This window comes from Coprococcus sp. AM11-30B, assembly GCF_027674365.1.
Classification (GTDB): Bacteria; Bacillota; Clostridia; order Lachnospirales; family Lachnospiraceae; genus Allocoprococcus; species Allocoprococcus comes.
In genome coordinates this window covers 121,616-145,145 of record NZ_JAQDVB010000004.1, presented here as the reverse complement: position 1 = coordinate 145,145, position 23,530 = coordinate 121,616, and the positions used below count along the sequence as shown (strand labels likewise).

Here is a 23,530-nt window from a genome sequence, read left to right as displayed (position 1 = left end):
ATGACAGATGCCAGAACGAAAGAAGCAATTCGTTATCTGGGATATGGAAGACATGCGGTAGATGAACAGACGCTTGCGCTGATCGATGTTTCCTTCGGGGAGCTCGATCAGACTACGCAGGCAAAATCCGTCTATCGCATTTTTGACTGTAAAGTTACAGGAGAAGACCAGGTGACGATCGGAAAAATGAATATTAAAAGCAGAAGTCTCGGAAAGAATCTCAGAGGTTGCAAAGAGGCAGTTGTATTTGGCGCAACACTCGGTACCAGTGTCGATATACTGATGAAACGTTATTCACTGACAGATATGGCGAAATCTGTCGTATTGCAGGCATGTGCAGCTGCATATCTGGAGGAGTACTGTGACGATCTGCAGCTTTCGATCGGAGAAGAGTTAAAAGCACAGAATAAATGGCTCAGACCGAGATTCAGTCCGGGATACGGTGATTTTGATATCCATCATCAGGACGATATCCTACGGATGCTGGATACGGCAAAGAAGATCGGACTTACCATGACAGACAGCTATATGCTCACACCGACAAAATCGGTGACTGCAATCATTGGGATCAGTGATACGCAGGAAAAATGTCACATCAAAGGCTGCGAAGTGTGTGAGAAGAAGGACTGCATTTACAGAAGAAATTAAGGAGCGTAGGGTATGAATATCAGAGAACGTTTGGGAAAAGAAATTTTATTTTTAGATGGAGGAATGGGAACTCTTCTGCAGGCAGAAGGACTTGCACCGGGAGAACTTCCGGAGACCTGGAACATCGAACATCCGGAAAAGGTGGAAGCGATTCACCGCAGATATTACGAAGCAGGAAGTGATGTGGTTCTTGCAAATACCTTTGGCGCTAATGTCTGCAAATTTCATGATGACAGATATACGGTTGAAGAAGTGATCCGTGCAGGGATTGCAAATGCAAAAAGAGCAGGAGAGCAGATTGGAAAAGAGACTTATGTGGCACTGGATATGGGACCGACCGGAAAGCTATTGAAACCAATGGGAGATCTGGATTTTGATGATGCTTATGAAGCATTTGCAGAAGCCGTCCGCTATGGAGAAAAGTACGGTGCAGACCTGATCCATATCGAGACCATGAGTGACACCTATGAAGTAAAGGCAGCCATTCTTGCAGCAAAAGAAAATTCTTCTCTTCCGGTATTTGTAACCATGATCTTTGATGAAAGAGGAAAGCTTCTGACAGGCGGGGATGTCCCTTCTGTTGTGGCAATGCTGGAAGGACTCCGCGTAGATGCACTGGGGCTGAACTGTGGACTTGGGCCGAAACAGATGCTTCCAATCCTAAACGATTTAAGAAGATATACCTCCCTTCCGATCATTGTGAAGCCAAATGCCGGACTTCCGAAGCAGAAGAACGGGGAAACGTATTACGATGTAGAGCCGGATGAGTTTGCCCGGATCATGCAGGAGGTTGTAAAAGAAGGAGCCTGTGTGATCGGCGGATGCTGCGGAACGACACCGGAGCATATTAAAAAGCTGGTGGAAGAATGCAAAGATCTTCCGCTGCGCGAGATCGAGAAAAAGCATGATACGATCGTATCTTCTTATGGACAGGCTGTGATCCTGGATGATATGCCGCGTATCATCGGGGAAAGAATCAACCCGACTGGAAAGAAAAAATTCAAAGAAGCACTGAAAAATGAAGATATGGACTACATTTTGAAAGAAGCGATCACGCAGCAGGATAAGGGCGCGCACATTCTGGATGTCAATGTAGGACTTCCGGATATTGACGAAGTTGCCATGATGGAAAAAGTTGTAAAAGAACTGCAGAGCGTGACCAGTCTTCCACTTCAGATTGACACAGTAGATGGAAAGGCTATGGAACGTGCAATGCGTATCTACAATGGAAAGCCGATGATCAACTCTGTAAACGGAAAGCAGGTTTCTATGGACGAAGTCTTTCCTCTGATCCGGAAATATGGCGGTGTGGTTGTCGGACTGACCATTGATGAAGAGGGGATTCCGAAGGATGCAGAAGGCCGTGTGCGTGTTGCAGGTAAGATCATCAACGAAGCAGCCAAATACGGAATCGACAAGAAAGATATCGTGATCGATGTGCTGACCATGACCATCAGTTCGGAAAAGGACGGGGCAAAGGTTACCTTGGAAGCATTGAAGAGAGTACGGGAAGAATTCGGGGTCAGAACCGTTCTTGGAGTATCGAATATTTCTTTTGGACTTCCAAGGCGCCCGATTGTCAACAGCTATTTCTATGCGATGGCAATGCAGAACGGACTGACGGCAGGAATCATCAATCCATCCTCAGAAGATATGATGAAAGCTTATCGTTCTTATAATGCACTGATGGGCTTTGATGAAAATTGTACGAATTATATCAGTACTTATGCGGGAACCACAGAGACGGTGACAGTCCAGGCATCGCAGGCAGCTGCAGCAGCCGGAAATGCACCAAAAGCTGCAGGCGTTGAGATGACACTCAAATATGCAATCGAGAGAGGGCTGAAAGAAGAGGCGCATCATATCACCCGTGACCTGATCGGTACGAGGGAACCGCTGGATATCATCCAGGAGGAACTGATCCCGGCACTCAATGTAGTCGGTGAAGGTTTTGAAAAGGGAACCGTCTTCCTTCCGCAGCTTCTGATGAGTGCGGATGCTGCGAAGATTGCCTTTGCAGTTATCAAGGATGTGCTTGCTTCATCCGGACAGGAAGAAGAAAAGAAGGAGAAGATCATCCTTGCTACCGTAAAAGGTGATATCCATGATATCGGAAAGAATATAGTGAAAGTTCTTCTTGAAAATTATGGTTTTGATGTGATCGATCTCGGAAAGGATGTGCCGCCGGAGGCAATCGTAGAAAAAGCAGTTGAGGAGAATGTCACTTTGGTAGGCTTAAGTGCGCTGATGACCACAACTGTAGTCAGCATGGAAGAGACGATCAAACTCTTAAGAGAGAAAAAACCGGACTGCAAAGTCATGGTAGGCGGGGCTGTTCTGAACCAGGATTACGCGGATATGATCGGGGCAGATTTCTATGGAAAAGATGCCATGCAGTCCGTACACTATGCGCAGAAATTTTTTGGCATGGTGGAGTAGGAACTGCAAGGCAGATACAAAAGGTCGAAATTGTATGTGAAAATGCTAAAAAAGTTTGGAAAATTTTTTTGTATATGCTATAATATGCATAAATCAAGGAGAAAAGAAAATGATAGCATGGGAGGCATGACAAGATGGCATTTTTTTCAACACTGATCTCTACGGTATTGAAGATGCTCTTTATCGGAGTGTTTGCAGTCGGAGGGGTTTTTGCAGGCAAGAAGCTTCGCGAAAGAAAAGACGCAAAGAATTCAGAGACTAAGTAGAATGGAAAAAAGAAGGAATCGCAGAAAATGCGGTTCCTTTTTAAATTTCATTATATTGACAAGCCATCAAAATCTCTTTATAATTAGAATTTAGCTGATAGAAGCGAGGAGGATAAAGATGAAAGCTTACGGAGTTAACGAACTTAGACGCATGTTTCTTGACTTTTTTGAGAGCAAAGGTCATTTAAAAATGAAAAGCTTTTCGCTGGTGCCGCACAATGATAACAGCCTTCTGCTGATCAATTCAGGAATGGCACCGCTGAAACCATATTTTACAGGACAGGAGATCCCACCGAGACGCCGTGTGACAACCTGTCAGAAATGTATCCGTACAGGAGATATCGAGAACGTAGGAAAGACTGCACGTCACGGTACATTCTTTGAAATGCTTGGTAACTTCTCATTCGGTGATTACTTTAAGACAGAAGCGATCCACTGGTCATGGGAATTCCTGACAGAAGTGGTTGGACTGGATCCGGATCGTCTGTACCCGTCCGTATATGAAGACGATGATGAGGCATGGAAGATCTGGAACGAAGAGATTGGTATTGCACCGGAGAGAATTTTCCGTTTCGGAAAAGAAGACAACTTCTGGGAGCATGGATCAGGTCCGTGCGGTCCGTGTTCAGAGATTTACTATGACCGTGGAGAAAAATACGGATGTGGTAAACCGGGATGTACAGTAGGCTGCGAATGTGACCGTTATATGGAGATCTGGAACAACGTATTTTCACAGTTCGACAATGATGGACATGGAAACTACAGCGAACTGAAGCAGAAGAATATTGATACCGGTATGGGACTTGAGAGACTTGCATGTATCGTACAGGATGTAGACTCTATGTTCGATATTGATACTTTAAAAGCACTGCGTGACCAGGTATGTGAGATCGCAGGAGTATCTTATGGAGATAATGAAAGCACAGACGTATCTCTGCGTGTAATCACAGACCATGTGCGTTCTGTATCTTTCATGATCTCTGATGGTATTATGCCGTCTAATGAAGGAAGAGGATATGTTCTTCGCCGTCTTCTCCGCCGTGCATGCCGTCACGGAAGACTTCTGAACGTTGCACCGGGATTCCTTACAGATCTTGCTGCAACTGTGATCGAAGGCTCTAAAGACGGATATCCGGAGCTGGAAGAAAAGAAAGACTTTATCATGAATGTCATCCGCAAGGAAGAAGAGCAGTTTGAGAAGACCATCGACCAGGGGCTTGTCATTCTGAATGAGATGAAAGAAAAGATGGCAGAAGAAGGAACAAAGACTCTGTCCGGAGAAGATGCGTTCAAATTATATGATACCTATGGATTCCCGATCGATCTTACCAAAGAGATTCTGGAAGAAGAAGGTATGGATATTGATGAAGAGGGATTTAAAGCCGCAATGGAAGTTCAGCGCCAGACTGCAAGAAAAGCACGTAAGGCAACGAACTACATGGGAGCAGATGCAACCGTATACGAATCCATTGATCCGTCTGTAACCTCTAAGTTTGTCGGATACGAGCATCTGGAATATGAATCGAAGATTACGGTACTTACCACAGAAGATGAGATCGTAGACGCTCTTTCTGACGGTGAGAGAGGAACCATCTTTGTAGATGAGACTCCGTTCTACGCAACAAGCGGTGGACAGGAAGCCGACCACGGTGTGATCAAATGCGGTGACGGTGAATTTGTTGTGGAAGATGTGAAGAAGATGCTTGGTGGCAAGATCGGTCATATCGGTTATATGGCAAAGGGTATGATGAAGGTTGGAGATCAGGTTACTCTGACCGTTGATTCGCAGAGACGTGTGCTTTGTGCAAGAAACCACAGTGCGACCCATCTGCTTCAGAAAGCACTCCGTACCGTACTTGGTACACATGTAGAACAGTCCGGATCTTATGTAGACGACAAGAGACTTCGTTTCGACTTCTCTCATTTCTCGGCAATGACACCGGAAGAACTGCAGAAAGTAGAAGATATGGTAAATGAAAGCATTTCCAGATCTCTGCCGGTTGTCATTAAGAACATGCCGATCGAAGAAGCAAGAAAGACCGGAGCACAGGCTCTGTTCGGTGAGAAATACGGCGACATCGTCCGTGTTGTAAATATGGGAGATTACTCTATTGAGTTCTGCGGTGGTACACATGTTGCCAATACAAGCGAGATCGGAGCATTCAAGATCCTGTCTGAAAGTGGTGTGGCAGCAGGGGTACGCCGTATCGAAGCACTTACATCCAAAGGACTGATGGATTATTATGGAGAACTGGAACAGTTGCTTCATGAAGCAGCTAGGCTCCTGAAAGCAACTCCGGATACTGTATCTGAGAAGATCGCACACCTTCAGGCTGAGAACAAAGAACTTCACAGTGAAGTAGAAAGCCTGAAGAGCAAGCTTGCGAAAGATGCCATGGGTGATGTGATGGATCAGGTAGAAGAAGTAGCCGGCGTAAAAGTGATTGCTGTCAGCGTAGAAGATATGGACATGAACGGACTGCGTGACCTTGGAGACCAGCTCAAGGAGAAGATCGGAGAAGGCGTGGTCGTGATCGCATCCAGCGCGAACGGCAAGGTAAGCCTGATGGCTACAGCAACAGATGAAGCAATGAAGAAGGGGGCTCACGCAGGCAACCTGATCAAGGCAATCGCTTCCTGTGTAGGTGGTGGCGGCGGTGGACGTCCGAACATGGCACAGGCTGGCGGAAAGAACCCGGCTGGAATCCCGGATGCCCTTGCAAAAGTCAAAGAGGTACTGGCAGAACAGATAAAATAATGCCGGAAAATGACAGATTTATGCATATTTTTCCTATTTTTCAAAAAATTCTTGACTGAGATGAAAAATATGATATAATCTAATGTAGTGCAATAAATATACCCGAACAGTCGTATGATGCACAATACCAGGCTGGAGGGGAGGTTAGGTGTGAGACTATGTCAAATGTAATCGTTAAAGAAAACGAAACGTTAGATAGTGCTTTACGCAGATTCAAAAGAAACTGTGCCAAAGCAGGAATTCAGCAGGAGATTCGCAAAAGAGAACATTACGAAAAACCAAGCGTTAGACGTAAAAAGAAATCTGAAGCTGCTAGAAAACGTAAATATAACTAATATGTGCAGAACAATAATGGAGGGTTTATGATTCATAAACCCTCCATTTTTACAGGAAAATTTTATGTGGTGGAATAGGATAATATTTGGAATAGATGGATATGAGGTTGTGATGTGGTTTCTGACTTACAGCATGATGGGATGGCTGGTGGAATCCATCTATATGTCATTTTGTAATCATAAGATTACGAACAGGGGATTTGCAAAAGGTCCGTTTTGCCCGATCTACGGGTTTGGTGCTCTTACGGTGTTTTTTATATTACGTCCGTATAGCGACAATAGTATACTGCTGTTTTTCCTGGGATCGTTTCTTGCAACGACGTTGGAATTTCTGACGGCACTTGTGATGAAGCGCATTTTCGGTGAGATCTGGTGGGATTACCATGAGAAGCCATTTAACTACAGGGGGATCATCTGTCTGGAGAGTTCGATCGCATGGGGATTCTATACGTTGTTCCTTTTTATGTTCCTGCAGAACATAGTTGCAGCGTTTGTTGCCATGATACCGGTTCGTGCAGGGCGTGCAATTGGCAATCTGATCCTGATTGGATACATTATGGATTTTTCCGCGACAATTTATCGCCAGAAGAAAGAAAATCTTCAGGAAAGCATGGATGAGGAACAAATACAGCAGATTGAACAAGCAAAAGACAAAATGAAAGATAATTTTTTGACATAATTGTTGTTGACAAAACCATAGACTGTGGTCTATACTGTGTCTTGTAAACGACAAGGACGTCATGTACAGTTAGTACATGGCGTTTTTTTGTTTAGCGGTAAATTCCGAAGGGATTTCCTGCTAAACAAAAGGCACATTCTTTTACACATTTTTATTCGAAGTCCGGAACGAATAGCATGAAGTAGTATATGATCAAAAGAAGGAAAGCGAGGAGATTCTTATGAAACTCAAAGACACAGGACTCACAGCAGAAGAATTAAAGGACATTGTAAAAAAATATATGGTAGAAACCTATGCAAGATATGATTTTATCGCAGAACGTGCAGAAGGTATGTATCTCTACGATGAAAAAGGGGTAGCTTACCTCGACTTTTATGGTGGAGTTGCCGTAAATACACCAGGTAACAGAAATCCGAAGGTTGTCGCAGCAGTAAAAGACCAGCTTGATGACATCATGCATACATTCAATTACCCATACACAATTCCACAGGCACTTCTCGCAAAGAAGATCTGTGACACGATCGGAATGGATAAGATTTTCTTCCAGAACTCAGGAACAGAAGCCAACGAATGTATGATCAAGATGGCAAGAAAATACGGCGTTGAAAAATATGGCCCGGAACATTACCATATCGTAACAGCAATCAATGGTTTCCACGGAAGAACATACGGAGCACTTTCCGCAACAGGACAGCCGGATAACGCATGCCAGCTTGGATTCAAACCGATGCTTCCGGGATTCTCTTACGCAGAATATAACAACCTTGAAGATTTCAAGTCAAAAGTAACAGATAACACGATCGCGATCATGATCGAGCCGGTACAGGGCGAAGGTGGTGTACATCCGGCAACACAGGAATTTATCGAAGGACTTCGTAAACTCTGTGATGAAAGAGGTATGCTTCTCCTTCTCGATGAAGTACAGACCGGATGGGGACGTACAGGATCTCCAATGGCATTCATGGGATATGGTGTAAAACCTGACTGTGTAACGATGGCAAAAGCTATGGGAGGCGGAATGCCGATCGGTGCATGCTGCGCAAGCGAAGAAGTAGCTGCAGTATTTACATCAGGAACACATGGCTCTACATACGGTGGACATCCACTTGCATGTGCCGCATCTCTTGCTTCCATTTCTGAAATCCTCGACAGAGATTTAAGTGGAAATGCAAAAGTAATGGGTGAATACATGAAAGAAAAACTTGCAGAGCTTCCACATGTAAAAGAAGCAAGAGGAAAAGGACTTCTGGTAGGATGCGAATACGATATTCCGATCGCTCTTGAAGTAAAATGGGCATGCTTCAGAAGAAGACTTCTGATCACAGCGATCGGCGACAGCGTAAACCGTATGATCCCGCCACTGATCCTTGCAAAAGAACATGTAGATCAGGCAATCGAGATCATGAGAGATGCAATCAACGAAGCTGCTGCAAAATATGAGGCAGATCAGAAGACTGCATAGTATAGACATTCCTCCGACTTATTGATATAATTGTATAAAAAATAGAGTACCGGCACAGAAATCCCCCAGTTTCTGTGCCGGTTTTTGAGGTGAAAAATATGTTAGAAAGAATGCAGCTTTTTCCGCTGAATTTTTATAAAAAAGCGAAATTTAACGGAAGTATGGGAAAAATGAACTATCGCCTGGCGAAAGAAGAAAAAAAGACCGATGAGGAAAATTCAGAAACGATTCTTGTCGGAAGTATCTGGGAAGGACCGTTTATTTATGATAAGATTCCACAGGAAAAGATCACAAAGAGAGAATTCCCATTTGCAGAAGAAGGAATCTGTCAGGCAATGGACTGGTTCAATGAGGAAGGCGAAAAAATGAACCGGGAAGTGTAAAGAAAGGTTCTATTTTCCTGTCAGAAGGCTTATTTATATAGTATCGATGGATGAAAAAAAGGAGTCTTATGATGCGCAAATTTCTGGCAGGTCTGCTTGGCATGGTTCTGTGCGTGCAGACCGTATATGGGATCCCGGTCCGGGCGGCGGATGTTTTCGAGCCGGGAGAAAGACCGAAAGCTATGCAGGATGTGATCCGGCAGGAGGATCCGGAGCAGACGAACAAAGACAATTCGGGCAATCTGACCGGTCTGGAACTATCTGCTGAGTCCGCAGTTATTATGGAAGCTTCCGGAGGTCAGGTTCTCTTAGAAAAAAATGCGGATGAGAAAAAGCCCCCGGCGAGTGTGACAAAGGTTATGACGCTGCTTCTGATCTTTGATGCACTGGCAGACGGAACGATCACGCCGGATACCGAAGTCACAACTTCTGAGTACGCTGCATCGATGGGCGGATCCCAGGTATTTCTGGAAGCTGGTGAGAAGCAGACTGTGGATACAATGATCAAGTGCATTGCTGTGGCAAGTGCCAATGATGCCTGCGTGGCGATGGCAGAAAAGATTGCCGGGAGTGAACCGGCTTTTGTGGAAAAGATGAATCAGAGATCGGCAGGGCTTGGAATGACGAATACCCATTTTGTCAACTGCAATGGACTGGACACGGAAGGGCATCTGACGACAGCGAGAGACATTGCACTGATGTCACGGGAGCTGATCACGAAGTATCCACAGATCGAGGATTACTCAACGATCTGGATGGAAAATATTACCCACACTACGGCAAAGGGCAGCAGTGAATTCGGACTGAGTAATACCAACAAACTGATCCGGCAGTATGAATACGCAACTGGACTGAAGACCGGATCCACAAGCGGTGCGAAGTTCTGCCTGTCTGCAACGGCAAGAAAAGACGGGGTCAATATGATTGCGGTTGTGATGGCAGAGCCGGATTCTAAGACACGGATAAAGGATGCCATTGCCATGTTAAACTATGGCTTTGGGAAATGCAGTATTTACCAGGATGAAAAGGCACTGGAAAAAATTGTGTACGCCGAAGTGAAACATGGAATGCAGGAGAAGGCAAAGGGAGAGACGCTGGAGGGCTTCCGGTATGTGGATACCAGTGGATCAGATCTGTCTGCCGTGGAAAAAGAGGTACAGATACAGAAACAGACTGCCCCGGTAAAGAAAGGCGACCAGATCGGAGAAGTCATTTACCGGCTGAATGAGAAAACCATCGGAAGCGTTCCGGTTTATGCGACAGAAGGTGTCGGGGAGTTGACATTTGGGGGCGCATTCCTTAAAATTCTGGAAGAAATGATGGTATAACGAAAGAGGGAAGAGATGAAGGCAACAGGGATTATCGTATTGATACTGGTGATTTTTGCAGCAGCAGTTCTTGCAGAAGTATGGCGGGAGCTGCACTGCTTCAAGATTACAAGATACCGGATCAGAACCGGTAAAATAAAGGGAGATGCCGGAAAAGTACGGATTGCTTTCTTAAGTGATCTGCATAATCATGTCTATGGAAAAGAGAATGAGGAGCTGCTTTTGGCGATCAGGGAAGCAAAGCCGGATCTGATCCTGGCAGGCGGCGATATGCTGGTCGGGAAAGCCGGAAGAGACTGGACACCGGCAGCGGATTTGATGAAAAAACTTCCACAGATCGCACCGGTCTGGTGCTGTAATGGCAATCATGAGCAGAGAATGCATGAGCAGCAGGAGATTTACGGCAAAGAATATGGATATTATGAGAATGAACTGAAAAAGGCAGGGATTCATGTCCTGGTGAATGGATCAGAAGAGATTCCGGTAAACGGGATGAAGCTGCGCTTATATGGGATGGAGCTTCCATTTGGATGCTATAAAAAAGGATGGAAGGTGTGTCCGCTTACGACTGGCGAGATGGAAGAACGGATTGGCAGTGCAGAGACGGACGCATACTGCATTTTAATGGCACATCATCCGCTTTACGCAGAAACCTACTGGAAGTGGGGAGCAGACCTGGTGCTGTCCGGACATTTACATGGCGGGATTGCCAGACTTCCACTGCTTGGCGGTGTGATCAGTCCGCAGTTCCGTCTGTTTCCACGCTACAGCGGGGACTGTTATGAAAAAGACGGGAAATATATTGTGGTCAGCAAAGGGCTCGGAACCCACACGATCAATTTCCGCTTCTGGAATCCGGCAGAGCTAGTCGTACTTGATATCATCCCGGCTTTCCTGTATAATAAATAAGGTTATCGACAATTTGACTGGAAAGGATATCTATGGGAAAAGGAATACCGGTAAAGCTGCAGGTTTTTGAGGGACCTCTGGATCTGCTCTTACATTTGATCGATAAAAATAAAATAGACATCTACGATATTCCGATCGTAGAGATCACCAACCAGTATATGGAATATATCCAGGCGATGGACAGAGCAGACCTGAATGTCATGAGTGAGTTTCTGGTCATGGCGGCGACACTTCTGGACATCAAATGCAAGATGCTTCTTCCAAAGGAAGTCAATGAAGAGGGCGAGGAAGAAGATCCGCGTCAGGAACTGGTAGAGCAGCTTTTGCAGTACAAGATGTACAAATACATGTCTTATGAACTGCGTGACCGCCAGGTGGACGGAGAAAAGCTGTTCTATAAGGGAGCGACCATTCCGGATGAAGTAAAGAAATACGAAGAACCGGTAGATCTGGATACGCTTCTTGACGGGCTGACCCTGACGAAGCTGAATGATATTTTTCAGGATATCCTGAAAAGACAGGCAGATAAGACGGATCCGATCCGAAGTAAGTTCGGCAAGATCGAGAAAGAAGAGGTTACGCTTCCGGAGAAACTGGAATATGTTTATGAGTATGCAAAGGTACATCACAGATTCAGTTTCCGGGATCTCCTAAAAAAGCAGGCATCCAAGGTACAGATCATTGTCACCTTCCTGGCGGTGCTGGAGCTGATGAAAACAGGAGAGATACAGGTATATCAGGAACATACGTTTGATGATATCATCATTACATCGGACGAGGGACTGCGGCAAGGAGTATAGAAGAAAATGAGAACAAAACAGTTGGAGAGTATCATAGAGGCAATCCTGTTCACTATGGGAGATTCGGTCGAGGTGAGTAAGATCGCATCCGCGATCGAGCAGGATGTGCCGACGACGGAGAAACTTATCCATAATATGATGGACAAGTATCAGAAAGAGGAGCGTGGCATCCGGATCATCGAACTGGATCATGCATATCAGCTCTGTAGCAAACCGGAGATGTATGAGTATCTGATCCGGATCGCAAAGCAGCCGAAAAAGTATGTCCTGACAGATGTCATGCTGGAGACACTTTCAATCATTGCTTACCGTCAGCCGATCACCAAGCTGGAGATTGAGAAGATTCGCGGAGTCAAATCGGATCATGCGGTAAACAAGCTGATCGAGTACAATCTGGTCTGCGAGCTTGGGCGCCTTGATGCACCGGGACGTCCGTTGCTTTTTGGAACAACCGAAGAATTTCTGCGCAGATTCAGTGTGCAGTCTTTAGATGATCTCCCGGGCATTGAACCGGAGAAGCTGGAGACATTCAAAGAAGAAGCGGAAGATGAGGCACAGATCCGGCTGAATATTTAAAATGGAATCCATAGTATAAACGCCCGTCCCTGTTCATAAAATGGAACAGAAAAGAGCAGGAGGGAGACCGGGGCGCATGAAAAAGAAAGAAAAGAAGAGGAATGGAATACCGGCACGGACCAGAAGAGGGATTCTGGCAGCGTGCATGGTATTCTTTTTTAGTTTGCAGATTTTTCAAGGAAAGATGCTATGGAGAGAATCCACAGGAGAAAGTCCGGGTAAGATCTTAGCTGGGAAAGTGCCTGCGGAAGAAAATGAACGGACACAGATAATGGAGACTACGCAGCAAAAGGAACCGGTCTCGGATGCGCAGACTGCACAGGAAAAAGAAACCCGTGAGCAGGAAAGGGAGCAGCTTCTTACCCGGCTCTATGCCCGTTCCGCTGCGCTGGTGGATGCGGACAGCGGCAGGGTTCTGCTCGGAAAAGAAGAGCATGTAATGCGCCCGATGGCAAGTACAACGAAGATCATGACCTGCATTCTTGCGCTGGAAAAGGGAAATCCGAAGGACCTGGTGACAGCCTCTGCAAATGCGGTCGCACAGCCGAAGGTTCATCTGGGAATGCACGAAGGGGAAGCGTTTTATCTGGGGGATCTTCTATATTCCCTGATGCTGGAATCCCATAATGATTCTGCAGTGGCGATCGCGGAACACCTTGCAGGATCCGTTCCGCAATTTGCCGGGTGGATGAATGAAAAGGCGGAAGAGATCGGATGCACTGAGGCACATTTTGTTACGCCAAACGGATTGGATGGAGAGGATGTGGGCGGTGTGCACAGCATTTCAGCTGCAGATCTGGCAAAAATCATGAGCTACTGTGTCCTGCGTTCTCCCAAAGCTGCAGAATTTCTTGCGATCACGCAAATGCCGGTATACAGCTTTTCTGATGCTGAGGGAAAGGGGAATTTTAGCTGCAGCAACCACAATGCATTTCTTCAGATGATGGATGGCGCGATTTCCGGGAAAACAGGGTTTACCGGGGATGCCGGATATTGCTATGTAGGGGCTTTACAGAGTGAGGATCGTACATTTGTAGTGGCACTGCTTGCCTGTGGCTGGCCAAACAACAAGAATTATAAATGGACAGATACCAGAAAACTGATGGAGTACGGAATGGCACATTATCGTTATGATGAGGTGTGGAAAATACCGGAGCTTTCGAAAATACCCGTGGAAAACGGTATTTCCCAAAATGGTTTGTTTGGAAAAGCAGCAGTGGAAGTGGAAATCAAAGGAAAAGAAAGTCCGGGTAAGATTCTGGTCGGAGATGATGATGTGGCAGAAGAAAAGACAGAAGTACCGGAAAAACTGGATGCGCCGGTGAAAAGCGGAACACCGGTCGGACAGATCACGTATCTCTTAAACGGGGAGAAATGGGGGAGCTGCCAGGCTGTTGTAAAAGAAACAGTCAGACGGAGAACATTTACCTGGATAGCCATGAAAATGTGTGAAATGTTTTACCAATTTAATTTTTAAAACACGAGAAAAATAAAATAGATCAAGAAAATTGCTTAAATTCATCAATGGACTTTCTCGATAAGATATGTTAGCATTAGCTAGACAACAAAATAAGACAAGAAAGTTGACGGATATTTGTGAAAAGTCAGGAATTAGGCAAATTGTGTGATTTTTATGAAAAATTTCTTGTTTTTTCATATGAACAGAAGAAAAAGCAGATGCCGCCCTTTCCAATTAAATAAAAGGAGAGAAACAAAATGGAAAACTGTAAAAAATACGAGAGACAATATTTTATGCCTCCGAAATTTGAATATGACTGGGTGAAAAAAGATTATGTAGACGCACCGCCAATCTGGTGCAGTGTTGACTTGCGTGATGGAAACCAGGCATTGATCGAGCCGATGAGTCTGGATGAAAAGCTGGAATTCTTCCAGTTATTAGTCGATGTGGGATTCAAAGAGATCGAAGTCGGATTTCCGGCAGCATCTGAGACAGAATACCAGTTTATGCGTACCCTGATCGAGAAAGACATGATCCCTGATGATGTGACTGTACAGGTACTGACACAGGCAAGAGAGCACATCATCAAACGTACCTTCGAAGCCGTACAGGGAGCACCCCATGCTGTGATCCACGTGTACAACTCAACCTCTGTTGCACAGAGAGAACAGGTTTTCAAAAAAGACAAAGAACAGGTAAAAAAGATCGCCATCGACGGAGCAAAATTGTTGAAACAGCTTGCTGATCAGACAGAAGGAAACTTTACTTTCGAGTACAGTCCGGAAAGCTTTTCCGGAACAGAAGTGGACTATGCAGTGGATGTCTGCAATGCAGTACTGGATGTATGGCAGCCGACAAAAGATAAAAAAGTCATCATCAACATTCCGACAACCGTAGAAAACGCAATGCCGCATGTATTTGCAGGACAGGTAGAATATGTAGACAAGAACCTGAAATACCGTGACGGGGTTGTACTCAGCCTTCACCCACACAATGACCGTGGATGTGGTGTGGCAACTGCTGAGATGGGTATTCTTGCAGGTGCAGACCGTATCGAAGGAACCTTATTTGGAAATGGCGAACGTACCGGTAACGTGGATATCGTGACACTGGCACTCAATATGTTCTCGCAGGGTGTAGATCCGGGACTGGATTTCACTGACATTCCAAAAATCCGTGAAATCTACGAACGCCTGACCAGAATGCATGTCTATGAAAGACAGCCATATGCAGGAGATCTGGTATTTACCGCATTTTCCGGTTCCCATCAGGATGCCATCGCAAAAGGTATGGCATGGCGTGAAGCGGAAGAAAGAGATCACTGGACCGTACCGTATCTGCCGATCGATCCGAAGGACATCGGAAGAACTTACGATAAAGATGTTATCCGTATCAACAGCCAGTCAGGAAAAGGCGGTGTAAGCTACATTCTGAAGCAGAACTTTGGCATCAGCGTTCCGAAAGAAATGCGTGAAGAAGTCGGTTACATGGTAAAAGATGTATCCGATAAAGCCCACAAGGAGCTGACTCCGGACTGGGTATACCACATTTTTGAAGATCATTATGTAAATTACAAAGGAATCTTCTCTATCGATGAATGCCACTTCAAACAGGAAGATGGTATTATAGCAGATGCAACCATTTCCCATGCAAATGGAAAACGTGTGGTAACAGCAGGCGGTAACGGACGTCTTGACGCAGTCAGCAATGCGATCAAACAGTACTTTGGTATCAGCTATGAACTGAGCTTCTACGAAGAACATTCCCTGACGCGTGGTTCTTCTTCCAAGGCATGTGCTTATGTAGGTGTCATCTGCAATGGAAAGACCTACTGGGGAGTCGGAATTGATGCCGATATCATCAAAGCTTCTATTGAAGCATTGACAGTTGCTGTCAACAAGATCGATGAACTGAAGAATGCGAATGAATGTAAAGATGAAAGAATGGTAGAGATCATGAACTATATCCAGGCAAATTATCTGGATGTATCTCTGGATGACCTTGCAGAGAAATTCTTCCTGTCCAAACCATACCTTTCCAAATATATCAAAGAAAAATCCGGAACGACTTTCGGGGATATTGTCAAAAAGGTCAGAATGAAAAAGGCACGTGCCCTGTTAAAAAGCAGCAGCATGACCGTTGAAAATATTGCACTGACCGTTGGATACCAGAATGTAGAGCACTTCAACAGGCTCTTCAAAAAGGCGTACAATATCACACCGGTACAGTTCCGCAACCAGAAATAAATAATACAGAAAAATGACGAAAAAAGGGCGCAAAAAACGGTTAAAAAGACGTTTTTTGCGTTCCTTTTTTGTCAATGTTTATGAATGTGAACAAAAATTCATATTTACAGGCAAAATTATTGACAAAGTAAACAAAAAAAAGTAAGATATTTGTATGTTCATAATAAAAAACAAAAGTTAAAAATTATGAAAAAGGAGGAGTGAAGACATCTGAGGATGGGGAAATAATTAACGATTGTTTTTTGCTGAATGAATAGAATACAAAAGGTTATCTTGGAGGAAAAAATAATGAACGAACATGATGAGGCGTTAAGAAAACAAACCGCCTTTTTAGGACAGCCAAAGGGTGTGGGAACCCTGAGCTTTATGCAGCTTTGTAACTCTTTCGCAAGCTATGCGATGAGTGCGGTACTGATTTACTACTTATACGCAAATGCACCGGAAGGACTTGGATTCAGCAAGGCAAATGCAGCACAGCTGATCTCTTTATATTCAACAGTTGTCGTACTGACAGGTATTGTCGGAAGCTTTGTCTGCGACCGTATCTTAGGATGCCGGAAGTCCTTATTTATATCAAGATCACTTTCATTTATTGGATATGTATGCCTTGCATTACCACTTGGCGTTCCTGGCTATGGAATCGCTATGGGATGTCTGGCAATCGGACCGATGTTCGGTGGCAGATGTCTGGATGCTCTTCTTGGAAAATTCTATGATGAATCCGATGGAAGACGTGACAGCGCTTACACGATTTCTTACGTAATTTCCAACATTGGTGCAGCAGCTCCGGTACTTTCCGGTATAATCGCAGCAGCACTCGGATATCATGTAGCATTCGCGGCATGTGCAGTCCTTGCATTCCTGGGTATCGTTGTATATGCAGTTACATACAAACCGTTCTTCGGTAATATCGGTATTGAACCGGATGATCCGCTTCCGGATGATAAGAAACGTTCTTTCATCACAAAGATGATCATTGTACTTGTTATCTGCGCAGTTGTTCTTGCAACGCTTTTTGCAACAGGAACATTAAGTATTTCTGTATTTTCAAATGTAATCAGTACTGTATCGATCATTATCCCGATCGTATACCTGGTAGTTATTTACAAAAGTAAAAAGACAGAGCCACATGAGAAGAAGAAAATCCTCTGCCTGGTTCCGCCGTTCATCTGTAACGCAGTTACCCTGCTGATCTGGACACAGACAATTTCAATCCTTGCAATCTTCTATGAAGAAAAGGTTAACCGTGTACTGTTCGGAATTGAAGTGCCTGCAGCATCTATGCAGACAATCCCAGCAGTATTTGCAGTTATCATCGGAAGTATCCTGACAGCAGTATGGACAAAACTCGGAAAGAAACAGCCATACGGAACCACAAAGATGGGTATCGGAACAATCTTCTGGGGACTTGGAGCTTTAATCATTGCACTCCTCTATGTAATCTATCCTGGAGATGCAAAAGTCAGCGCATGGTGGATCGTATTATTCTATGCAATCCTGATGCTTGGCGAAGGATTTACCTGCCCGATCGGTTACTCAATCACGGCTGTTGCAGCACCGAAGGCATTCATGACACAGATGATGACAATCTGGTCAATGTCACAGTCTACAGGAGCTGCTCTTAACACGCTGCTCACAAACTTCTACAAAGAAGGAAGCGAAATTCCGTTCTTCGTAGCAATCGGTTTGGGTGTATGTGCAGTCGGTGTGGTTGTAGCAATTTTCAGTAAAAAGCTTGCAGTCGGAATGGGACTGGACAAGAACGCAGAAGCATAAAAGATTAGAAAATAAGTTTATGTTTCAGGAGGATGAAAAATAAATGTCAGAGAATTGTAATTATGCACCGGTCGAAAAAGTCATTCTGATCGATGACAGAAGAATTGAGATTTATTGGGGCGAACAGATGCGCCGTGCTGATAATGAAAACGATTATCTGGTAAAATACAAAGGGGAAGTACAGGAACTGGTACACTGGACCAGTGATATGACATGGGATTATGGTACGGTATACCAGAAAGAATCCATGCGTACCACACTTTCCCTGGTTCATCCGGTTGATCCGGAATGTGCAGGAGAGGTTACCGTACAGGTTGTCGGAAAGCTGACTGATGTAAAAGACAGACCGGTAGACAATGAAAAGGTCTACCAGACCGTGTATCAGCCATATTATGTAGTCCGCAAAAAAGGAACCTCCGGCATTGTAGTAAAAGCCGGAGAAAAAACAACACCGGCTGTAGTGGATAAAGCACTTGCAATTATTGATATGATGCTTGAAAAGATCCCGGAAGTAGCAGAAGAGCTCGTCCGCAGAGGCGCAGAGATATCTGTTTTCGGACTGCTTGAGAATGCATACGATGTCCCGGAACACAGAATGGGATATCTGCTTGCAACCCGCCACGTGGCAGGTTACGGCGGTGAGATGACGAATCCGGCATCCTCTATTTCAGAGGCAAATGTAATCCGTCTCAGAACCGGAAGATATGCAACCAGTTATCCAAATGAGATGATCCTTGTGCATGAATTTGGACATGCGATCCATCTGGTTGGAATGAATGGTCTGAAAGACCAGACGCTTGCAGACATGATCCGGAAAGCATATCAGCATGCCAGCGACAATGGTTTGTGGCCGGACACTTATGCGATCAGCAATTACGAAGAGTATTTTGCAACCTTAAGTACTGTCTGGTTCAATGTCATGCAGGAAGGTGTTGACGGACGATGGGATGGTATCCGCGGACCGGTCAACACAAGAGAGGAACTGAAGGTCTATGATCCGGAAGGATATGAGCTGATGAAGCACATTTATCCGGAGAAGACACTTCCGGAACCTTGGCATTATAATGTAAACATCTATGATATTGATGGAAAACCATACAAATCATATGATGAAAATATGAAATTCAACTGGGATTTCATTCAGTAGGAGATGGAACAATGAATACACGCATACAGAAAATTGTAGATGCTGTAAAGAAAAATAGTCATGACGGAATTGTGATCAGCAAAGGCAGCGACATTAAGTATCTGACCGGCTTTACCGGAGAATATGGAGTTGCGGTCCTGCTTTTGACAGAAAAGAAAAACTATTTTGTAACCGACGGACGGTTTGAATTCCAGGCCGCACAGGAAACAGAAGGATTTGAAGTTGTCGTCTACGGTGAAGGACTGAATTACTTCAGCCAGACCGGTAAATTGGCGGCAGAAGCAGGGGTAAAACAGTGTGCAATCTGTGGAGCCGATCTTACGTTTGATGATTATCAGGATCTGGTAAGTCAGGCGCCTGATACCAAATTCGTTTCCGAAGGGTCTTATGTAGAACCTTTACGTGCGATCAAGACACCGGAAGAAATCGAGACGATTGAACAGGCATGCCGGATTTCAGAGAGATCTTTCTATGCACTGCTTGATGTGATCAAACCGGGCGTTACAGAGATCGATATTGCAAATGAACTGGAATATCAGTTCAGAAGCCGTGGCGGCTCCGGATTCTGCTTCGAGACGATCGTAGCATCTGGTCCGGATAACGGAGCAAACTGTCATGCGACAGCATCCGATAGAAAAATCCAGCTTGGTGATTTTGTGACGATTGATTTCGGAACTTATTATCACGGATACTGCTCGGATATTACCCGTACTGTTGCAGTAGGGAAAGCCAAAAATCCGGAGCTTTACAAGATGTTTGACGTAGTCAGAAAAGCAAAGGATGCTGGTCAGAACAGCCTGAAACCGGGAATGGTTATGGGCGAGCTCAGAGATATCATCGTGAAGGTAGTAGAAGATGCAGGCTATCATATTCCACATGGTCCGGGACACAACTTCGGACTGGATATTCATGAACAGCCGTATATCTGTACCGGCAGTAAAGTGACCCTTCAGCCGGGAATGGTTCATACGATCGAACCTGGAATTTACATTCCGGGAATCGGCGGCGTCCGTCAGGAAGATGATTTCCTGATCACAGAAGATGGATACCGCAGAATTACAAATATTACAGATGCTCTGATCACACTGTAATAAGAATGTTGTCATCCTAAAAAAGTATAAAGAATTGAGGAAATCCTTATCTGGTGGTTTGCCGGGTAAGGGTTTTCTTTTTTCGCAGACCTGGGAATCACAAAATTTTAATATTGATTGTTAAACGATGTTGTGAGTAAAATGAAAAGCGCAAGCGTATCCGTATAAAGTTTTGGACGTAAAACGGATTAAAAAATGCAAAATATTTAACAGATTCTGTGGAAAACGGTTGCGTCGGTTTGAAAAAACAAGTATAATACACTTCAAGATGGTTGCGCTTTAAAAAGTTAAAGAATGGATGCGACGGGAGAGAGGCAGCATGAAAGGGCTGCGTGTATTTGAAAAATATAGGGATAAAAGAGGGACCAAGGGATGATTATCAGTACGAAATATCTGATTACAGGAGATGGAAAGACCGTTCTTACGGATAAGGCAGTCTATATTGGAGAGGACGGCAAGATCGGAAAAATCGCACAAAAAGAAGAGCTGCTGAAAGAATTTCCGCAGGAGGAAGTTAAGGAGTATGGTGATGCGACACTTCTTCCTGGACTTATGGATATGCATGCGCATCTTGCATACGGCTATTCCCAGCCGGACAGCTTTAATTATGGATCACAGCTGATCATGTTATATGCGTTGCAGCATGCGCAGTCTGCATTTGAAAGAGGGATCACCACGGTGCGGGATATGTCTTCTGCACATGGTGTATGCAAGAATCTGAAACTGGCAGAAAAGAAGGGATTTGTCGTGATCCCGAGAATCGTGCATACGGATACCGGAATCTGTATGACAGGCGGGCATGCCTGGGAAGAGGTAGAGGAAATGGACGGTCCGTGGGCAATCCGTAAAGAGATCCGTAAGCAGGTGCGTGACGGTGCGGAATGGGTGAAGATCCTGACCACCAACCGGGAACCATATCCGGAGTTTACCCAGGAAGAACTGGATGCGGCGGTGGATGAGTGCCACAGAAGAGGAATCAAGTGTGGCGTGCATGCCGGAACCAATCCGGGGATCCAGATGTGCATTGATGCCGGATTTGACACGATCGAACATGGAACCTTTATGACGCTGGATCATGCAAAGCAGATGGCAGAAAAAGGTATTGCCTGGACACCGACTATCATGGCATATACTTATCTCTATAAACTGTGCAAGGAAAATATTGAGAAGAATGGCGATGCACCGGTCAGCGATCCGGTCATGCAAAAAGAGATGGCAAATTATGAATTCTTTGAACCGGCATATAAAGCGTACCGGGATCATTTTAAAGAATTTTATGATACGGGTGTGACGGTTCTTGCCGGCACCGATATGGTGATGTATCATTCTCCGCTCTTGCCGCTTCCGAGAGAACTGCAATATATGGTGGAATACGGAATTACGCCGGTGCAGGCAATACAAGTGGCAACATCCAACCCGGCAAAGGTACTGGGTGTGGAAAAAGAACGCGGACTTGTTGCGGAAGGACTGGATGCAGATCTTCTGGTAGTTGGCGGTGACTTAAGCCGGGATATCACCAGATTAAAAGATGTAAAATTTGTTACACTTGGCGGAAAGAGAGTCTTTGAAGACGGAATCCGTTATGTTGGAACAGGGAATATGTTTATGTAAGAAAAGGCTTCTGCGTTGCAGAGGCTTTTTTTGCACGTGAAAATTACTTGTCGAAAATTTAACAAAATAAGAGAAAACTTATCAAAAACAGTTGCGTATTGCATAAAAAGCAAGTATAATATACACGGCAGAAAATTTGATTTAATTATTAAATTTATAAAAATGGAGGGCTAGATTTATGAGCAACACAACATCATCAAACCCGGCGAGCTTAAGAATTGCCAATTTGCTCGATGAGGGAAGCTTTGTTGAAATCGGTGGACAGGTAACTGCAAGAGCAACAGATTTCAACATGCAGGAGAAAAAAGCTCCGACAGATGGCGTCATCACAGGTTACGGTGTGATCGATGGAAACCTGGTATATGTATACAGCCAGGACGCATCTGTACTGAACGGAACCATCGGCGAGATGCACGCAAAGAAGATTGCGAACATTTATGATATGGCAATGAAGATGGGCGCACCGGTGATCGGTCTGATCGACTGCGCAGGACTTCGTCTTCAGGAAGCAACTGACGCACTGAACGCATTCGGAAGCTTCTATTACAAACAGGCTATGGCTTCTGGCGTAATTCCACAAATCACAGCAGTATTCGGCAATTGCGGTGGTGGACTGGCAGCGGCAGCAGCACTTTCTGATTTTACATTTATGGCAGAGAACGGAAAATTATTCGTAAACTCTCCGAACACCATTCCGGGCAACACTGCGGACAAATGCGATACAGCAAGCGCAAAATTCCAGAGTGAAGAATCCGGAATCGTTGACGGCGTAGGAAGCGAAGAAGAAATTCTTGACGAGATCCGCTCACTCGTAGCAATTCTTCCGGCTAACAACGAAGACAACGATGCATATGATGAATGCACAGATGATCTGAACAGAGTATGTGCAGATCTTGAGAATGCAGCAGAAGATGCAGCACTTGCTCTTTCTATGATCTCTGACAATGGTGTATTCATTGAGACAAAGAAAGCTTATGCAAAAGATATGGTAACAGGATTCATCCGCCTGAACGGAATGACAGTAGGTGCTGTTGCCAACCGCTCAAAAGTATACGATGAAGAAGGCAACACAGCAGAAGAATTCGACGGCACACTCTCAGCAATGGGATGCAAGAAAGCAGCAGCTTTCGTTAAATTCTGTGATGCATTCGGAATTCCGGTACTCACACTTACAAACGTAAAGGGACTCAAGGCAACTGCATGCTCAGAAAAGAACCTTGCAAGAGAGATGGCAGCTCTCACTTATGCATTTGCAGATGCAACTGTACCAAAAGTCAATGTGATCACAGGTAAAGCATTCGGAAGCGCATATGTGACAATGAACAGCAAAGCAATCGGAGCAGACATGGTATACGCATGGCCGGAAGCTGAGATCGGAATGATGGCAGCAGACATGGCTGCGAAGATCATGTACACAGATGCAGATGCAGATACATTAAAAGCAAAGACAGAAGAATACAAAGCACTTCAGTCAAGCCCGCTTTCCGCAGCTGGAAGAGGATATGTAGATACCATCATCGAACCGGCAGATACCAGAAAATATGTGATCGGTGCATTTGAGATGTTATTTACAAAAAGGGAAGAAAGACCATCCAAAAAACACGGAACAATTTAGCG

The 23,530-nt window shown here is 44.8% G+C and carries 19 protein-coding genes; all 19 read left to right on the top strand.

Annotated elements, in window-relative coordinates; translation table 11 throughout:
- The 19 genes from PGU50_RS03595 to PGU50_RS03505 all read left to right on the top strand — a co-directional run bounded on the left by PGU50_RS03595 (nucleotide 1) and on the right by PGU50_RS03505 (nucleotide 23,528).
- The gene (locus PGU50_RS03595; RefSeq protein WP_055155914.1) at nucleotides 1-648 is read left to right on the top strand and encodes a vitamin B12 dependent-methionine synthase activation domain-containing protein; all 648 of its coding nucleotides are present in this window, start codon (nucleotides 1-3) and stop codon (nucleotides 646-648) included.
- A 12-nt stretch (nucleotides 649-660) separates the two neighbouring features.
- Complete coding sequence (locus PGU50_RS03590) at nucleotides 661-3,087, top strand: homocysteine S-methyltransferase family protein (protein WP_270246133.1); 2,427 nt, start codon at nucleotides 661-663, stop codon at nucleotides 3,085-3,087.
- A gap of 134 nt (nucleotides 3,088-3,221) precedes the next feature.
- Nucleotides 3,222-3,353, top strand: a complete 132-nt coding sequence (locus PGU50_RS03585; protein ID WP_195249974.1) for a vanadium nitrogenase — start codon at nucleotides 3,222-3,224, stop codon at nucleotides 3,351-3,353.
- Nucleotides 3,354-3,471: 118 nt separating this feature from the next.
- Nucleotides 3,472-6,111, top strand: coding sequence for an alanine--tRNA ligase (gene alaS / locus PGU50_RS03580; RefSeq protein ID WP_270246132.1), 2,640 nt, complete (start codon nucleotides 3,472-3,474; stop codon nucleotides 6,109-6,111).
- Nucleotides 6,112-6,269: 158 nt separating this feature from the next.
- Nucleotides 6,270-6,446: a 30S ribosomal protein S21 gene (gene rpsU, locus PGU50_RS03575; RefSeq protein WP_004054229.1), complete on the top strand. Its 177-nt coding sequence runs from the start codon at nucleotides 6,270-6,272 to the stop codon at nucleotides 6,444-6,446.
- Nucleotides 6,447-6,510: 64 nt separating this feature from the next.
- On the top strand, nucleotides 6,511-7,125 hold the full coding sequence (locus tag PGU50_RS03570) for a putative ABC transporter permease (protein ID WP_117556539.1): 615 nt from the start codon (nucleotides 6,511-6,513) through the stop codon (nucleotides 7,123-7,125).
- Between the two features lie 220 nt (nucleotides 7,126-7,345).
- Nucleotides 7,346-8,587, top strand: coding sequence for an aspartate aminotransferase family protein (locus PGU50_RS03565; RefSeq protein ID WP_195368686.1), 1,242 nt, complete (start codon nucleotides 7,346-7,348; stop codon nucleotides 8,585-8,587).
- A 98-nt stretch (nucleotides 8,588-8,685) separates the two neighbouring features.
- Nucleotides 8,686-8,970, top strand: a complete 285-nt coding sequence (locus tag PGU50_RS03560) for a hypothetical protein (protein WP_022219906.1) — start codon at nucleotides 8,686-8,688, stop codon at nucleotides 8,968-8,970.
- Nucleotides 8,971-9,041: 71 nt separating this feature from the next.
- Entirely contained in the window at nucleotides 9,042-10,298 is a 1,257-nt protein-coding gene (locus PGU50_RS03555) for a D-alanyl-D-alanine carboxypeptidase family protein (protein ID WP_118199711.1), read from the top strand.
- Between the two features lie 15 nt (nucleotides 10,299-10,313).
- On the top strand, nucleotides 10,314-11,207 hold the full coding sequence (locus PGU50_RS03550) for a metallophosphoesterase (RefSeq protein WP_270246131.1): 894 nt from the start codon (nucleotides 10,314-10,316) through the stop codon (nucleotides 11,205-11,207).
- 32 nt (nucleotides 11,208-11,239) lie between these two features.
- Entirely contained in the window at nucleotides 11,240-12,007 is a 768-nt protein-coding gene (locus PGU50_RS03545; RefSeq protein ID WP_173685147.1) for a segregation and condensation protein A, read from the top strand.
- Between the two features lie 6 nt (nucleotides 12,008-12,013).
- Nucleotides 12,014-12,583: an SMC-Scp complex subunit ScpB gene (gene scpB, locus PGU50_RS03540; protein WP_055155895.1), complete on the top strand. Its 570-nt coding sequence runs from the start codon at nucleotides 12,014-12,016 to the stop codon at nucleotides 12,581-12,583.
- Between the two features lie 76 nt (nucleotides 12,584-12,659).
- Nucleotides 12,660-14,060 carry a D-alanyl-D-alanine carboxypeptidase family protein gene (locus PGU50_RS03535; RefSeq protein ID WP_270246130.1) on the top strand — a complete coding sequence of 467 codons (1,401 nt, stop codon included), beginning with the start codon at nucleotides 12,660-12,662 and terminating at the stop codon, nucleotides 14,058-14,060.
- Nucleotides 14,061-14,299: 239 nt separating this feature from the next.
- Nucleotides 14,300-16,288, top strand: coding sequence for a 2-isopropylmalate synthase (locus PGU50_RS03530; protein WP_118217739.1), 1,989 nt, complete (start codon nucleotides 14,300-14,302; stop codon nucleotides 16,286-16,288).
- Between the two features lie 288 nt (nucleotides 16,289-16,576).
- Complete coding sequence (locus tag PGU50_RS03525) at nucleotides 16,577-18,064, top strand: peptide MFS transporter (protein WP_117823802.1); 1,488 nt, start codon at nucleotides 16,577-16,579, stop codon at nucleotides 18,062-18,064.
- 43 nt (nucleotides 18,065-18,107) lie between these two features.
- Complete coding sequence (locus PGU50_RS03520) at nucleotides 18,108-19,211, top strand: hypothetical protein (protein ID WP_117834494.1); 1,104 nt, start codon at nucleotides 18,108-18,110, stop codon at nucleotides 19,209-19,211.
- Between the two features lie 11 nt (nucleotides 19,212-19,222).
- Entirely contained in the window at nucleotides 19,223-20,302 is a 1,080-nt protein-coding gene (locus PGU50_RS03515) for a M24 family metallopeptidase (RefSeq protein ID WP_117556557.1), read from the top strand.
- Between the two features lie 372 nt (nucleotides 20,303-20,674).
- Complete coding sequence (locus PGU50_RS03510; RefSeq protein WP_118217740.1) at nucleotides 20,675-21,913, top strand: metal-dependent hydrolase family protein; 1,239 nt, start codon at nucleotides 20,675-20,677, stop codon at nucleotides 21,911-21,913.
- A gap of 178 nt (nucleotides 21,914-22,091) precedes the next feature.
- Nucleotides 22,092-23,528: an acyl-CoA carboxylase subunit beta gene (locus tag PGU50_RS03505; protein ID WP_117556561.1), complete on the top strand. Its 1,437-nt coding sequence runs from the start codon at nucleotides 22,092-22,094 to the stop codon at nucleotides 23,526-23,528.
- Nucleotides 23,529-23,530 lie beyond the last annotated feature (2 nt).

Coding starts and splice junctions, on each gene's coding strand:
- PGU50_RS03595 (WP_055155914.1), top strand. CDS start 1: ATGACAGATGCCAGAACGAAAGAAGCAATTCGTTATCTGGGATATGGA.
- PGU50_RS03590 (WP_270246133.1), top strand. CDS start 661: ATGAATATCAGAGAACGTTTGGGAAAAGAAATTTTATTTTTAGATGGA.
- PGU50_RS03585 (WP_195249974.1), top strand. CDS start 3,222: ATGGCATTTTTTTCAACACTGATCTCTACGGTATTGAAGATGCTCTTT.
- alaS (WP_270246132.1), top strand. CDS start 3,472: ATGAAAGCTTACGGAGTTAACGAACTTAGACGCATGTTTCTTGACTTT.
- rpsU (WP_004054229.1), top strand. CDS start 6,270: ATGTCAAATGTAATCGTTAAAGAAAACGAAACGTTAGATAGTGCTTTA.
- PGU50_RS03570 (WP_117556539.1), top strand. CDS start 6,511: ATGTGGTGGAATAGGATAATATTTGGAATAGATGGATATGAGGTTGTG.
- PGU50_RS03565 (WP_195368686.1), top strand. CDS start 7,346: ATGAAACTCAAAGACACAGGACTCACAGCAGAAGAATTAAAGGACATT.
- PGU50_RS03560 (WP_022219906.1), top strand. CDS start 8,686: ATGTTAGAAAGAATGCAGCTTTTTCCGCTGAATTTTTATAAAAAAGCG.
- PGU50_RS03555 (WP_118199711.1), top strand. CDS start 9,042: ATGCGCAAATTTCTGGCAGGTCTGCTTGGCATGGTTCTGTGCGTGCAG.
- PGU50_RS03550 (WP_270246131.1), top strand. CDS start 10,314: ATGAAGGCAACAGGGATTATCGTATTGATACTGGTGATTTTTGCAGCA.
- PGU50_RS03545 (WP_173685147.1), top strand. CDS start 11,240: ATGGGAAAAGGAATACCGGTAAAGCTGCAGGTTTTTGAGGGACCTCTG.
- scpB (WP_055155895.1), top strand. CDS start 12,014: ATGAGAACAAAACAGTTGGAGAGTATCATAGAGGCAATCCTGTTCACT.
- PGU50_RS03535 (WP_270246130.1), top strand. CDS start 12,660: ATGAAAAAGAAAGAAAAGAAGAGGAATGGAATACCGGCACGGACCAGA.
- PGU50_RS03530 (WP_118217739.1), top strand. CDS start 14,300: ATGGAAAACTGTAAAAAATACGAGAGACAATATTTTATGCCTCCGAAA.
- PGU50_RS03525 (WP_117823802.1), top strand. CDS start 16,577: ATGAACGAACATGATGAGGCGTTAAGAAAACAAACCGCCTTTTTAGGA.
- PGU50_RS03520 (WP_117834494.1), top strand. CDS start 18,108: ATGTCAGAGAATTGTAATTATGCACCGGTCGAAAAAGTCATTCTGATC.
- PGU50_RS03515 (WP_117556557.1), top strand. CDS start 19,223: ATGAATACACGCATACAGAAAATTGTAGATGCTGTAAAGAAAAATAGT.
- PGU50_RS03510 (WP_118217740.1), top strand. CDS start 20,675: ATGATTATCAGTACGAAATATCTGATTACAGGAGATGGAAAGACCGTT.
- PGU50_RS03505 (WP_117556561.1), top strand. CDS start 22,092: ATGAGCAACACAACATCATCAAACCCGGCGAGCTTAAGAATTGCCAAT.